The 15,425-nt window shown below is 45.3% G+C and carries 9 protein-coding genes; all 9 read right to left on the bottom strand.

Annotation, left to right across the window (positions count from 1 at the left end):
- Nucleotides 1-4: 4 nt before the first annotated feature.
- The 9 genes from CEQ48_RS11590 to CEQ48_RS11545 all read right to left on the bottom strand — a co-directional run bounded on the left by CEQ48_RS11590 (nucleotide 5) and on the right by CEQ48_RS11545 (nucleotide 15,299).
- Nucleotides 5-1,924: an ABC transporter ATP-binding protein gene (locus CEQ48_RS11590; RefSeq protein WP_089071346.1), complete on the bottom strand. Its 1,920-nt coding sequence runs from the start codon at nucleotides 1,922-1,924 to the stop codon at nucleotides 5-7.
- Complete coding sequence (locus CEQ48_RS11585) at nucleotides 1,902-2,144, bottom strand: glutaredoxin family protein (RefSeq protein ID WP_089071345.1); 243 nt, start codon at nucleotides 2,142-2,144, stop codon at nucleotides 1,902-1,904. Before CEQ48_RS11585 ends, CEQ48_RS11590 begins: the two co-directional genes overlap by 23 nt.
- An 8-nt stretch (nucleotides 2,145-2,152) precedes the next feature.
- The gene (rlmKL, locus tag CEQ48_RS11580) at nucleotides 2,153-4,279 is read right to left on the bottom strand and encodes a bifunctional 23S rRNA (guanine(2069)-N(7))-methyltransferase RlmK/23S rRNA (guanine(2445)-N(2))-methyltransferase RlmL (protein ID WP_089071344.1); all 2,127 of its coding nucleotides are present in this window, start codon (nucleotides 4,277-4,279) and stop codon (nucleotides 2,153-2,155) included.
- Between the two features lie 459 nt (nucleotides 4,280-4,738).
- Complete coding sequence (locus CEQ48_RS11570; RefSeq protein WP_089071342.1) at nucleotides 4,739-5,284, bottom strand: cell division protein ZapC; 546 nt, start codon at nucleotides 5,282-5,284, stop codon at nucleotides 4,739-4,741.
- 154 nt (nucleotides 5,285-5,438) lie between these two features.
- Complete coding sequence (gene pyrD / locus CEQ48_RS11565; protein ID WP_069216594.1) at nucleotides 5,439-6,449, bottom strand: quinone-dependent dihydroorotate dehydrogenase; 1,011 nt, start codon at nucleotides 6,447-6,449, stop codon at nucleotides 5,439-5,441.
- A 73-nt stretch (nucleotides 6,450-6,522) separates the two neighbouring features.
- Nucleotides 6,523-11,364, bottom strand: coding sequence for an NAD-glutamate dehydrogenase (locus CEQ48_RS11560; protein WP_089071341.1), 4,842 nt, complete (start codon nucleotides 11,362-11,364; stop codon nucleotides 6,523-6,525).
- Nucleotides 11,365-11,552: 188 nt separating this feature from the next.
- Entirely contained in the window at nucleotides 11,553-11,771 is a 219-nt protein-coding gene (locus tag CEQ48_RS11555; RefSeq protein WP_001110339.1) for a DUF2835 domain-containing protein, read from the bottom strand.
- A gap of 51 nt (nucleotides 11,772-11,822) precedes the next feature.
- On the bottom strand, nucleotides 11,823-14,429 hold the full coding sequence (pepN, locus tag CEQ48_RS11550) for an aminopeptidase N (protein ID WP_089071340.1): 2,607 nt from the start codon (nucleotides 14,427-14,429) through the stop codon (nucleotides 11,823-11,825).
- Nucleotides 14,430-14,627: 198 nt separating this feature from the next.
- A complete protein-coding gene (locus tag CEQ48_RS11545) occupies nucleotides 14,628-15,299 on the bottom strand; it encodes a hypothetical protein (RefSeq protein WP_000871123.1) in 672 nt (223 codons plus the stop codon).
- Nucleotides 15,300-15,425 lie beyond the last annotated feature (126 nt).

Raw genomic sequence — 15,425 nt, 5'->3', positions numbered from 1 at the left:
TTTTCTATTCACTTTCCTGTTGCATCGCTTCAAGCTCTTCCCAACGCTCAAAAGCAATTTCGAGTTCCTGCTCTGTTGCAGTTAACTTGTCTAAAATGGGTTGCGTTTTATCGACAGGCTGACTGAAAAAGTCTGGATTATTGACGATGTCTTGTAACGCTGCGATCTCAACTTCCAGCTCTTCTAATCTTTGCGGAAGAGCTTCAAGTTCGCGTTGCAGTTTATAAGATAACTTCTTCTGCTTAGTTTTCGATGGTGCGGATTTGGGAGACTCCTCAACCACTTTTTCTTTTTTGACGATATTTTCAGCAGCTCTGCTTTGTAAAACTTGGGCACGCTGTTGCTGAGCGTCATGGTAGCCACCGACAAATTCTTCAATCTTGCCGTCACCTTCAAAAATCCAACTTGAGGTGACGGTGTTATCGACAAATTCACGATCGTGGCTGACCAGCAATAAAGTGCCTTGGTAATTGGCAAGCAATTCTTCCAAAAGTTCCAAAGTTTCGATATCTAAATCGTTGGTTGGTTCATCAAGCACTAATAGGTTGTTGGCTTTAAGCAAAATTCGCGCAAGCAGCAAACGGTTCTTTTCTCCGCCAGATAACGCTTTTACTGGGGTTCTTGCCCGCTTGGGTGAGAATAAAAAGTCCTGTAGATAGCTTAACGCGTGGCGAAGACGCCCGCCTACCATCACTTCTTGTTTACCATCCGCTAAGTTATCGATAACGGTTTTTTCAGGATCAAGTAACTCGCGGTATTGATCAAAGTAGGCGACCTCAAGCTTAGTACCACAGTGTACTTTGCCGCTATCGGGCTGTAAGTCACCTAGCAAAATTTTGAGTAAGGTACTTTTGCCACAACCATTAGGACCAATTAACGCAATTCGGTCACCGCGCATAATGTTGAAGCTGAAACCATCAACAATGGTTTTGCCACCGATCGAGTAATGAAGATTTTCGGCTTCAAAAACGATTTTCCCTGAGCGGTTGGAATCATCGATTTGCAGGTTGACTTTACCCTGTACTTCACGACGTTCACTTCGTTCTTGACGAAGACGTTTCAGTGCCCGAACTCGCCCTTCATTACGAGTTCTTCGTGCTTTAATACCTTGACGGATCCAAACCTCTTCCTGAGCGAGCTTTTTATCAAACTCGGCATTTTGCAGCTCTTCAACCCGCAGCATCTCTTCTTTTTCAGTAAGGTAATTTTCATAATCTCCTGGGAAAGAGCTGAGTTGACCGCGATCGAGATCCACAATGCGGGTTGCCATAGACTTAATAAAAGCACGGTCATGGGAAATGAAAATGATAGAACCTCGGAAATCTTTCAGAAAACCTTCTAACCATTCAATCGTTGTTACATCGAGGTGGTTGGTTGGTTCGTCAAGAAGCAGGACATCGGGATCACACGCCAGTGCACGCGCTAATGCGGCTTTACGCTGCCAACCACCAGACAGGTCGGTTAATTTGGTGTGTCCATCTAGTTTTAAGGAACCCAGCACATTTTTGATTCGATCTTCAAAGCGCCAAGCACCAGAAACTTCAAGCTGCTCTTGAATATGTGCAAGCTTATTAATGTTGGATTCTGTTGGGTCTGTTGCTACGAGATCTAATTGATCTTGATAGATCTTGAGTTGTTCGCCAATGCCTTGCAGACCACCTGAAACATAATCAAATACAGTACCCTCTTGATTGCGAGGCGGATCTTGCTCTAAACGGGATACGACGACATCTTGCATGACTTGCATCTTGCCATCATCCAGCAGAATCTCGCCTGCGAGTACTTTCATCAGTGTGGATTTTCCGGCGCCATTACGCCCAACCAGACACACTCTTTCATTTTCTTGTAAGGCGAAATCAGCGTGATCCAGTAATGGGTGATCGCCAAAGGCCAGCAAACCGTTATGGATGGTAATTAATGCCATTATGTTTTAACCACTCTCTTAATTCTTGTATGTCAAAAGGCCAATTCAGTTCATTACCTTGGTAAGCGACAACCGGTATAGTGACCGCGTAACGAGAAAATAGCTCGTCATTAAAGGCAATCTCTACCACGTTAACTTGTTTGGTGAGCCCTACTTCATTGAGTAACGCATAGGCCATCTCACAGAGATGGCATCCTTCAGTGCTGTACAAGGTTATCATTGAATTTCCTAACTCTGATGGGTGATCAGCCAGCAGTTATGAATTTGTTTATTTCGCTCAAAATCCAGCGGTAAGGTTTGATGCGAGATATTTTGAGCGTTGAGCCCCAAAGCGTGTAGCGCTTCCATATCCATCTTGAAATAGCGCTTGTTATTAGAGAAAACAATTGTCCCTTCTGGGCGCAGCAATCGTTTAAGATTGGTCATAAGCGTGACGTGGTCACGTTGCACATCAAAAGTTTGATCCATACGTTTAGAATTGGAAAACGTTGGCGGATCAATAAAGATAAGGTCGTACTGGCTTTGGGCATTCGTGAGCCACTGTAGACAGTCGGCCTGAACGTACTGGTGCTGACGCCCAACCTGCCCGTTTAGCTGCATATTCTCTTTGGCCCATTCAAGATAAGTTTTCGACATATCGACGGTCGTCGTCGATTTTGCACCGCCACAAGCAGCATGTACTGTCGCAGAGCCGGTATAGGCAAATAAATTGAGAAAATCTTTGCCTTGTGCCATTTGCCCTAAACGACGACGAGTAATTTTGTGGTCAAGGAATAAGCCAGTATCGAGATAATCGTATAGGTTGACGATCAACTTCACGCCATACTCGGTAATTTGCATGGTCTGTGCTTGCTGGCCGAGTTTCTCGTATTGCGAAGTGCCTTTTTGTCTTTCGCGAACTTTAAGCACGACGTTATTCGCATCGACATCCAACACTTGAATGGCAGCGCGAATAATATCGGTTAAGCGACGCTTCGCTTTCTCTTCAGGAATATCCTTTGGCGCTGCATATTCTTGGATCATGAGATGATCTTGGTAGACATCAATAGCCACATTGTATTCGGGAAGATCCGCATCATAGAGGCGGAAGCAATCGAGCCCTTCACGCTTAGCCCACTTGCCAATCTTGTTGAAGTTTTTCTTCAAACGGTTGGCAAAATCTGGGGCAATAAAGATTTCTTGAGTGCCTTCATTGCTGACGCTGTTTTGCTCTCGTACGGCTATGGTGTAATTTTTTTGGTGACATGGTAACGCACCATTATTCAGTTTGAATTGTTTGTCCGCACGCATGCGCAAACAACTGAGTAATTCGTCAGAACTCGAGAAAATAGAAGCGTGGCAACCACCAAACTCAGCTTTAAGCTGTGCACCAAATGCAGTGTACAGGGCGATCAAACCGGGATGAGTACCTAGGCGCTCACCGTACGGCGGGTTACAAATCACAATGCCTTCAGCGAAGTTTTCTGGACGTTTTACCTTTGCCGCATCGCCCAAAGTAAAGCTGATTAACTCTTCTACTCCGGCACGACGGGCGTTATCTTTAGCCGTCTGCAATACGCGGTTATCGTTATCTACGCCGTAGAAATGAGTTTCTACCTTTTTGACTCCACGTTTACCTTGAACGCTGGCTTCTGATTTCACACTTGCCCAGAGTTCTGGTTCGAAATCTTCTAATGCTTCGAAGCCCCACTTTTTACGTTGTAAGCCTGGAGCAATATTGGCAGCCATCATCGCCGCTTCAATCAGTAAGGTACCGGAGCCACACATAGGATCGAGAAGCGGTTTACTGGCATCCCAACCACTGCGCAGAATGATTGCGGCGGCTAATGTTTCACGTAATGGCGCTTTACCTGCCTCAGTTCGGTAGCCGCGAGCATGCAAGCCTGAACCCACCATATCGATACCCAGCAGAGCATTCTCTTTGTGTAAGCGAACATGGATATGAAGATCCGCAAGATCTTTGCTGATCGATGGACGAGGCAGATTTTTCTTAGTGAAGCAATCTACGATAGCGTCTTTGACTTTCATCGCACCGTATTGGCTATTACGAATTTCTCGGTTCGTGCCATTGAAATCAACAACGAGCTTTTTAGAACTGTGGAAATAGTTGACCCAGTTGACTGAAGTTGTTGAAAGATAGAGATCTAAGTCATTCTGACACTTAAATTCAGCCACAATACGAACAAATCTTGATGCGAGACGACTCCATAGACAGCAGCGATAGATCTGTTCATTGGTTGCTTTAAATTTAACCCCGGCCTGAACGGGTTTGGCATCGTTAATACCCAGTTGGGTTAATTCTTCAACTAATAGATTCTCAAGGCCGTTAGACGTCACCGCTAGATACTGATTCATAGTGTTCTTTTGCTGATAAAAATGGTCTCAGATTATAACTGACAATGTGAACCATACCTAAAGCTAACTCATCACCAAGCCAAAAAATCTCGCTTTTACCCATTCGATCCTCTCTATGCCGATCATATCGGTCAGTGTGTACACACTCCTGTTCTATCGCTTGCTAACTAAGCATTTATTCTCGTTAGTGACTACTTATGCATGCTTGTTTTGGACTATACCAGATGTATTTTTACACTGTAAATAAGTTACAAAAGGCCATAAAACGGGAATTTTTGACTTAAAATGACAAAGTGAATGCCTTGTTTCGTTGTGTTTAAGTAAAAAATAGATGTCTAAATTTTGTACCGAGCTCACATTGCCTAACGGATTAGCTCGATTTAAAGGCAAAAAAAATCGGCTTACGCCGATAAGAAATGAAGGAACGAAATAGGAAAGGAACGAATATTGAATATAAAATTAACTGACCATGGCCATTTGGGGTGTATACAAAAGTGTATTCACATCCGACATTCTGTCGTGCATCACTTTAATTACTTGACCAAATTCCAGTGTTTTGCTGCCGTTTAAAGCAAAAGAAACCAAATCACTGTACGCGCAAAGAGTGGCGTTCTCCCCCACTTCTAACGCAATAAAAATACCGCTGTTAAGGGAGTTTCGTAGAGATATCAGCTGACCTTGTTGTGGGGTATAACCGGTGGTTCCCTGTACATCAAAAAACCAGCTTTTAGGCTGTACGGGTTTGTGGAAGCGTTTTGCGGCCACACAGTACAGCGCCAACTCCGCTTTACGAGGCTCACTCAGAGGTAGACAGGCAATGTGTTCTTTGTACAACTGAAAATCAGAAGCGTCATCTACGGTGAAGGGGTTCTCGATGAATGCACAATCCACCAAAAGATTGCGACTGAGATTGGTACGAAACAGCATATCGTCACCAAGGTTGAGCATCAGATAACCTTCGCTATCTGAGAAGTACCAACTCCATTTGTCACTTGGTTTAAGCATTGTTCCACTCTCAACGATACATTTGGGAGGATGAGGTAAGCTATGTGACCTACCCTTGCCTATGAATATCGGTAATTCTATGAAGGTGCAGAGAAAAAAAAAGAGGAAATGCGTTAGACATTTCCTCAGTAATTCCGCTGATAAATCGGGGAGCTTACAGGTTCTTGACGATATCAGCGACCAACCCTGGCCCTTGATAAATAAAGCCGCTATAGACCTGAACTAATTTTGCTCCTGCTAAGAGCTTTTCTTTGGCGGAGATGTAGGAATCGATACCACCGACCCCGATGATCGGAATTTCTTCACCGAGTTCTTTATACAGACACTTAATAACTTCTGTACTGCGGTTTTGCAAAGGTCGTCCACTGAGGCCGCCAGCTTCGTTGGCAAACTTCATCCCTTCAACCAATGAACGATCTAAGGTGGTGTTTGTCGCGATGACACCATCGATTTTGTTTTTCAAAAGTGATTGGCAGATTTGCTGAATTTCATCGTCACTTAAATCTGGTGCAATCTTAAGTGCAAGCGGGACATATTTATCGTGTTTCGCTGCTAATTCAGCTTGGCGAGTTTTCAATGCAGCAAGCAGTTCATCCAGCGCTTCACCGTATTGTAGAGAGCGAAGTCCTGGTGTGTTCGGAGAAGAGATATTTACGGCGATGTAACCTGCGTAAGGATAAACTTTATCCATACAGATCAAATAGTCCTCTGCCCCTTTCTCAATCGGAGTATCTTTGTTTTTACCGATGTTGATCCCGATGATCCCATCGTATTGGGCTCGCTTAACATTCTCAACCAAGTGATCAACACCCAGATTGTTAAAGCCCATTCGATTGATGATGCCTTCAGCATGCACTAAACGAAACAGGCGTGGTTTGTCGTTACCTGCTTGTGGTCTTGGTGTGACCGTGCCTACTTCAACAAATCCGAAGCCCATCGCGCCAAACGCTTCGATGCACTCACCGTTTTTGTCGAGCCCTGCTGCTAAACCGACTGGATTTTTAAAGGTTAAGCCCATGCATTGAACTGGACGATGAGGAAGTTGTTGACGATAGAAGAGATCGAAAGGAGTGCCAGTGAAACGTTTGAAATTAGAGATGGCCAGATCGTGTGCCTTTTCGGCATCCAATTGGAAAAAGCCAGCTCTGGCTAAGCGGTAAAGCATAATGCCTCCGAAAGAAAAAAGCCCCGAATAAACGGGGCGTTATTATTGACTCATTCGTCAGGCAATTCAATGCTTATTCTACAGTGAGACAATTTAAGTTGAGCAAGGTCAACTCTCGCAATGCCACTGAGAATTTGGCAAATTCATGAACGGTACCGACTTTAAACTCGCTGAGGATGTTCTCCCAGCGGCTGATTGAGACTTGGTTACGCTCTAACCATTTATCAAGTGCCAGTTCAATTTCCTGTTGAGCATCACTCAAATTGCTACTGAGCACTTGAGCCGTCAACTGGCGTTGCTGCCAATCGAGATCCTCACGGAAAGAGGCTCTTGCTAATGCTTGCCAATGGTTATCCACGGCCTGATGGTTGATTTGTTTCAAGAACCAGTGCAGAGATAATCGATCGCCGAGATGGTAATAAAGCTTCGCCGTTTGAGTAACAGCCATGCTTTTCTCTTTTGCCACTGCTGAAATATCCAGTGCAGAATAGAGGCTAGAAAGGCGCGCCACATAATGCGCAAGTTCTTTCTCGATGCCCTTCTCTATCCAGTTTTCAGCCATAGAATTATGCTCAACAATCTCCTCTTTCACCAAAACCTTATCCAATTGTTCGGTGATAGCTTTGACATCCTCTTGATAGCGTTCGACCATTGCTATCACGGATGGCTTACCTGTACGGTTGCGCAGTAACCAGCGAGTCAGGCGACGCAAAGTGCGGCGCACGAGGAACATCACATCATATTGGGCGCTACTTTGCGCTATGTTGTCCAGTTTGCGTACTTTTTCGAGCACGGTACCTAAACCGTAAATCTCCCGCGCGGCCGCATACGCATTCGCAATATCGACCACGCTAGAGCCGGTCTCTTCTTGTAAACGCGTAACGAAGTTGCAGCCCATTTCGTTAACCATTTGGTTTGCTAAGGCTGTCGCGATGATTTCTACTCGTAGCGGATGGTTCACCATCTGCTGTACATAGTGACCGCGTAACTCAGTTGGGAAGTAGTTAACCAATTGTTTGGCATGGAATTCATCTTGCGCAATCTCTTCACTGGCCAGCTCTTCTTTCAACGCCATTTTGCCGTAGGCCGTCAACACCGAAAGTTCAGGACGTGTTAATCCCATGCCCTGTCTTTCACGCTCAAGTAGAGTTTCATCATCCGGAATATGCTCTAAAGCTCGATCCAAATACCCCGCTTTTTCCATGTGATGGATAAAGCGGATCTGCTCTTTCATGAGTGATACGCCCTGCGCTTCGGTCACGGAAATCGATTCAGATTGTCCATAAGCATCTTCAATCACGATGCTTCCTACTTCATCTTTCATCGACTCAAGGATCTGGTTGCGCTGTTTGAGTGTTAAATCACCATTAGCCACCAAGCCATTGAGGAAGATCTTGATGTTCACTTCGTTATCGGAACAGTCTACGCCACCGACGTTATCCACGAAGTCCGTGTTAACGCGTCCACCTTTGAGTGCAAACTCGATACGACCGCGCTGAGTCATACCAAGGTTGCCGCCTTCGCCGATGATTTTAGCGTTTACTTCACGTCCATCGACACGTAATCCGTCATTGGCTCGGTCACCGACATCGGTATGTGTTTCAATGGATGATTTCACATAGGTACCGATACCACCATTCCAGAGGAGATCGACTTCCATTTTCAGGATCATCTTGATCAACTCATTGGGTGCCAACGTGGTTTTTTTAGTGTTGAGCATCTTCTGCATTTCAGGTGTCAGCGTAATCGCTTTTGCTTTACGCGAGAAGACGCCACCACCTTTAGAAATCAGCTTCGGATTGTAATCTTCCCAACTTGAACGAGGCAGATTAAACAAGCGATTACGCTCTTCCCAACTGCTCGCAGAATCCGGGGTGGGATCAATGAAGATATGAATATGGTTAAAGGCCGCCAGTAAGCGAATATGTTTTGATAACAACATACCGTTACCAAACACGTCGCCGGCCATGTCACCGATGCCAATCGCGGTAAAATCGGTGGTTTGACAATCAATGCCCATTTCACGGAAATGACGTTTTACCGATTCCCAACCCCCTTTGGCGGTAATGCCCATCGCTTTGTGGTCATAACCGTTTGACCCCCCTGAAGCAAAAGCATCACCGAGCCAGAATTGGTATTCCGCCGACACTGAGTTTGCTAAATCAGAAAAGGTTGCGGTGCCTTTATCCGCAGCCACCACCAAATAAGGGTCATCTTCATCATGACGAACCACGTTCTTAGGCGGAACCACTTGCCCTTCAATAATGTTATCCGTTACGTCGAGTAAAGCGCGAATAAAGCGTTTGTAGCAGCGTTGACCTTCTGCAAAAATCTCATCGCGTGTGGTGTAGAGATACTGTTTCTTACAAACAAAGCCACCTTTTGCACCAACAGGCACGATGACCGTATTTTTCACTTGTTGTGCTTTGACCAAGCCTAAAATTTCAGTACGGAAATCTTCTTGGCGATCAGACCAACGCAGCCCACCACGAGCGACTTTACCACCGCGTAAATGCACCCCTTCAATGTCTGGGGCATACACGAAGATTTCGAACGCAGGCACAGGTGCAGGAATTTCAGGGATCTCACTTGGCTTCATTTTGAGAGATAACCAAGGTTTGTTCTGCTTGTTCTCATCCAACTGGTAGTAGTTGGTGCGCAGCGTTGCTGTGATCATCTCCATATAACGACGGATAATTCGATCGTCGTCGAGACTCTGTACTTGATCTAATTGCTCTGTCAGAGATTTGATGATCTCAGCTTGGCCCTTTTCTCCGCCTTTGTATTTCGGATCGAAACGACGCAGGAAAAGATCCACTAATCCTTGTGCAAGATCGGGATGGTGGCTGAGCGTATCTTCAATATAGTGCTGGCTAAATGGGAAACCGACTTGACGCATATAACGCGCATAAGCACGCAGGATCGAAACTTCACGACCGGATAGTGATGCACCTAAAATCAAACGGTTAAAGCCATCACTCTCTAGCTCTCCTGCCCAGATTGCGGCAAACGCTTGTTGGAATCGATCGCGAGCTTCACGCAGATCCACCTGCTTATCACTCTTATGCAGCATAGAGAAATCAAGGATCCAGTACACTTGGCCATTAGCTTTCACTACTTCATAAGGCGATTCACCAATCACGCGTAAGCCGAGGTTTTCTAGCATCGGCATAACGTCTGATAGATGGATGGGTTCGTCTTTGTGATAGAGCTTTAAGCGTACCGCTTTGGAATCTTTGGCGCTCTCTTGTAAACGATAGAACAGCATGCCGAGTTTATTATGCTCATCTAACGCTTCAAGATGCTCAATATCGGCCAATGCAGAGCCTGGTAATACGTCTTCTTTGTAAGAACGTGGGAAGGCACGTTGATACTCTTTTGACAGCGGTAATCCACGGCTTTCACCGAAATTGGCGACGATGGCTTCTGCGAGACGATCATCCCACGAGGTTGAGGCTTCCATTAAATTCTGCTCTATCTTTTTCACATCTACGTTGATGTTGTTATTGTCGACACGCACAATGTAGTGAGTTCTCGCCAGTGGGCTTTCTGAGAAATAGGTTGTAAATTCAACATCTTGCTCACAACCAAAATACTGTTTGAACACTTGTTGGGTCTTACGACGCAGCTCAGTGTTGTAACGTTCCTTGGTTACATACACCATGCAACTGAAGAAACGTCCGAATGGATCTTTACGTACAAATAGGCGCAGTAAATCACGATCTTGCATCTGTACAACGCCCATGCCTACTTCAAGCAGCTCTTCTTCACGGGCTTGTAACAGCTCATCGCGTGGGTAGTTTTCAAGAATATTGTGCAGAGCTTTGTAGGCGTAAGAGCCTTGGCGGTAGCCGCTGGCGGCAAGAATGCGCCCTACTTTTTCGCGGATCAGCGGGATGCCTTCAACACTTTGGTTGTACACAGCGGAAGTGTATAAGCCAGTAAAGCGATGCTCACCGATCACCTTGCCTTTCGCGTCAAACTTTTTGATCCCGATATAGTCGGTATAAGCAGGACGATGGATTCGCGATTGCTTGTTGCCTTTGGTTAAGATCAACAGGAATGGCTTTTTGGCTTCGAGCCTTGCCGAATCTGGGAATTGAGAGAGTTTAACGCTGCGTACTCGCTCGTTGTCAGAGAACAAGCCAAGTCCATTATCATCGGTCGGAGTCAGTTCGGTATCGCCATTTTTCTCTACCAAATCAAACTCTTTGTAACCCATAAAGGTGAAGTTATGGTTACCCAGCCAGCGTAAGAACTGAATGGTTTCTTGCAGGCGTTCGGCTTCAACGGGGATCTGTTTTTTATCCACTTCCAGCTGATTGATCACTTGTTCAAGCTTGGTCACCATTGGTTTCCAATCTTTCACAACCAGAGCGGTGTCATGCAGAATATCCAGCAATTCGTTTTTCAGCTCTGTCATCTCTTCCTTGCTGCTTAGGCGATCAACTTCAATGTGGAACATTGAGGTCAGTTGCCCTTCTCCTTGATTAATGCTTTTGATCGAACCATCGTCGTGACGTGCAATATGAGCAGGTCCGTTGAGCATTAAGTGCGATGCCAGTCCTAGGCGGCTTAATGCCATTTTGATTGAATCAACCAGAAAGGGACTATCTGGTAAAACAATCTCAACAATAGTGTGGGTCGATTGCCAACCTTGGCGACTTACCGTTGGGTTAAATACTCGTACTGAGCGTTCATCGGCTTTTTTCTCATTGATGTGGTGCCATAAACTGAGCACTGCACCATAAAGATCCGATTCGTTACGCTCCACTAGGTCGTCTTGTGAAATGTTACTGAACAGGTGTTGTCCAAGTTGAGTCACTAAGGGTTGTTGAGCAAGCTCTAGTTTGTCTTGAATCAGTTGATAGACTTTTTCAAGCAAAACCGGCATCAAAGTTTCACGCGCAGTCATGGTCGACTCCAGAATTTGATTCTTATTTTTGTAGGGGGTGTGCAGTAAGCATAGCGCTTACTGATGGTAATGCAGGGCGTATTGTAAGAGTTTTATTTATAAATAGTTAATTGTTTTGGGGTTGTTATGGGGTAAAAGTGTGAGATTGTGACTAAAGTACCTATTTAAACCACTACAAAATAATGCTTTTACAGAACTTCTAACTTAACGAAACGATTATTTTGGTCAGTTGTTAATCGAAATCGACCTTTTACTCCAATTTGGCTTAAAAATGGACGCAAACGTGTTGCAGGGAGTTGTAAACGCAAACCTTGCTCGGTGGTGACCATGACATGACTTGCTACGCCCGAGTAATGCGTAACAAAGGTTTGATAAGAAATGTTTAGCGAGAAAAAATAATAGTTCATTGGAAAATAAGGTGGCACAGAGTGCCACCGAGTTTACCTATTGAGTTTGGTTTATGCTTCCAGCGCTTTGCTGACTTTTTCAAACAGATCACGCGCGAGGTTATCCATCGCTTTTAATTGCTCCAGCTCTTGTTTAATCAGTGCTTGGCGCTGTTCATCGTAGAGTCGGAATTTAAGTAATGGGTCAATCAAACGTGAAGCCACTTGTGGGTTACTACTGTTAAGTTCACGCAGAATGTGTCCAGCAAAGCGATAGCCTTCCCCAGTTTTCGCGTGGAAATTGACTGGATTGGCATTTAAAAATGCCCCAATCAGACTGCGAGTACGGTTCGGGTTTTTCAAGCTAAACGCTTCATGTTGCATGGCTTGCTGGATCACATCTAATACTTGTGGTGATGGGTTTGAGCCTTGCAGCGTGAACCACTTATCCATTACCAAGCCATCGTGTTTCCACTTCTCGCTGTAGTCTTGCATCAAGCTTTCACGGCACGCCAACTGCGCTTGGTTAGCCGCCGTCATGGCCGCAATGGTGTCGGTTATGTTGTTCGCTTGAGCGTACTGTTTTTGTACCAACGCGTTACCTTGAGCAGTGTAGGCAAGATAGCTCAAACACACGTTGCGCAGCGTACGTTTACCAATCGCCGCATGTTCAATCGAGTAAGTATCTTGTTTTAACGTATGGTAGGTTGCACTGAGCTCATCTTCTAGCTCGGTCGCCAAAATGGTTTTGAGTGAGGTGAGCACCTGGGCAATCGCATCAACATCCACACGCTTATACCAGCCTGACACTTCGTTATGGCTTGGTAACGAGAGCATTTCGGCCACAAATTCAGCGTCGAGGTTGTCACTGAGTAACACGCCGCGGAACGCGTCAATCACCGACTCTGCCAATTCGACAGGTTGACCTTGTTGGACTCGTTCTACGTTGGTACGAATGTATTTAGCAAGTAACATCTGCCCTGCATCCCAACGTGCAAATTCGTTACGAGCATGCACCATCAGGAAAATCAGCTCTTCATCACTGTAGGCGTATTCCAATTTCACAGGCGCAGAAAACTCACGCAACAGTGACGGAATCGGCGGCTGTTTGACCTGTTCAAAGCGGAAGGTTTGCTTAGCTTGTTTCACATCCAACACGTTAGAAACAGATTTTCCGTTACACTGTAGCGCAATCACATCGCCGTTTGGCGCATACAGTTCAATATCCAGCGGGATATGCAGTGGTTGTTTTTCTTTCTGCTCGTGAGTGGGCTCGGTATGCTGTTCTACAGTTAACTCATAAGTTTGGCTTGCGGCATGATAAGTACTGCTGACTTTAAGCGTCGGAGTACCGGACTGGCTATACCATAAACGGAACTGTTGTAAGTCGATGCCAGAAGCTTCTTCCATGGCTGCCACGAAATCTTCGCAAGTGGCTGCGGTGCCATCATGACGTTTAAAGTACAGCTTCATGCCACATTGGAATTTTTCTTCACCTAGCAAGGTGTGCATCATTCGAATCACTTCGCTGCCCTTTTCATAAACGGTCAGGGTATAGAAGTTATTCATTTCAATCACTTTATCCGGACGGATTGGATGCGACATTGGGCTAGCATCTTCAGCAAATTGCGGGCCTCGAATGATGCGCACATTTCCAATTCGGTTGACGGCTCGTGAGCCTAAGTCTGAAGAGAACTCTTGATCGCGGAATACGGTTAAGCCCTCTTTCAAGCTTAATTGGAACCAATCACGGCATGTCACACGGTTACCCGTCCAGTTATGGAAGTATTCGTGACCAATCACGGCTTCAATCCCGAGGTAATCGGTGTCGGTGGCGGTTTTCTCATTGGCTAGTACAAACTTGGAGTTAAAGATATTCAACCCTTTGTTTTCCATAGCGCCCATATTGAAGAAATCCACCGCCACGATCATGTAAATGTCGAGGTCATATTCAAGGCCAAAACGTTGCTCGTCCCAACGCATAGAGTTGATGAGTGACGTCATGGCATGACCAGCGCGATCCAAATTGCCTTTATCGACAAAAATTTCTAGCGCAACTTGGCGGCCCGATTGTGTGACGTACTGATCGCGCAGCACATCAAAATCCCCAGCCACCAAAGCAAACAGATACGCAGGTTTGGGATGAGGATCTTGCCATTTCATCCAATGACGCCCCGCTTCCTGCTCGCCTTGTGCAATCTTGTTACCATTGCTCAGTAAGTAAGGATATTGCGCTTTATCGGCAATAACCGTTGTGGTGTAACGCGCCAGAACATCCGGACGATCCAAATAATAAGTAATGCGGCGAAAGCCTTCGGCTTCACACTGGGTACAAAATGCACCACCTGATTTGTAAAGACCTTCTAAAGCGGTGTTGGCTTGCGGATTGATCTTTGTCACGACGGTGAGAGTAAACTCACTCGGCAAACCACGAATTTCAAGGGAAGCTTCACCTACGCTGTAGTCTTGCCAATCCTGGCCATCGACTTTGAGCGCTTTCAGTTCAAGCGTTTCACCATCAAGAATTAAGGTATTGCTCTCCTGCTGCTGTTTTACTTGAGAGACAGCGGTGACCAGAGTCGCATCATCGTATAGATCAAACACCAAATCGATATCGGTGATGGTGTGTGAAGGCGGTTGGTAATCAAGGCGGTATTTGGCTTGAGGTGTGTGAGCCATTGTCGTGATCCTTTTGACTTTATGTTCTGTGACGTTAATGAATACAGGAAGAAAAGCGTTATTGAAGCAAGATCTTAGGCCGCAGTGAATGAATAACAAGCCCTGAACGCAAAAAAACAGGGAGTTTATCTGTAAACTCCCTGCCACTTTTGCTTTTTGGCCGCCCATTATCAAAACAGGTGGCATACCGCATGAGTGTTATTGCACGCGGTTCATGACGACCGTCATGCTGTCATCAATTTCCAAGGTGAGTCTATCTTGATCGAGCACATAACGGGTATCGTGCTCACCTTCCGAATAGAGCAAAACCAAGCGATTACCTTCAGTGTAATAGACGCCGCGATGGGTAGCCTCGTTACCATCTTGATTAGTGATGTGGAAAGAGAAGATAAAATCTGGCTGTAAGGTTAATTGGATCAGGCTTTGATCAAGGCTTTCGCCATCAAGATCTTTGATATGTGCACTGCTCCAGCTACCGGCCAAGGTATTGGGTAAACCTTTAGTGAAGGTTACACCATTCAATGTCAGCAAATGATGGTTATTTTCATACTGGTAAGTTTGGGGATCTGAACTATCTAGGCCGAGAATAAGGGTTTTCTCATCTGCAGAATAAGCGCCATTCCAGTGGTCAACACTGAAATCTTTCTTTTGGATATCAATCGAGAAATGGTAGTCCGAAGCCAAACTGAGCTTAATGACTCGAAAGTTTTCGCTAGATTGCTCTGGGTTGGGATTGAGCAAATACCAGTCGCCGAGCAATAAAGGTTGATCAAATTGAGTTAAGTCGGCACGGCTAAGATTATTTGCACTGAGAAACGGTGATGAGGCGGTAAAAAGTAAGCTCATCACGCAAGTAAATATCCATTTCATGTCACTTCTCCTCACATTTTTTGTAAGCGTAGGCATTGAGTGCATGAAATGCGAAATTATTTGATGTTCATCACATTAATTTTACGAATTAAAAAAGTGTAAAAAAACGGACCATGAGGTCCGTTT

It is taken from the genome of Vibrio tarriae, from assembly GCF_002216685.1.
Taxonomy (GTDB): domain Bacteria; phylum Pseudomonadota; class Gammaproteobacteria; order Enterobacterales; family Vibrionaceae; genus Vibrio; species Vibrio tarriae.
This window is presented reverse-complemented; position numbering and strand designations above follow the sequence as displayed.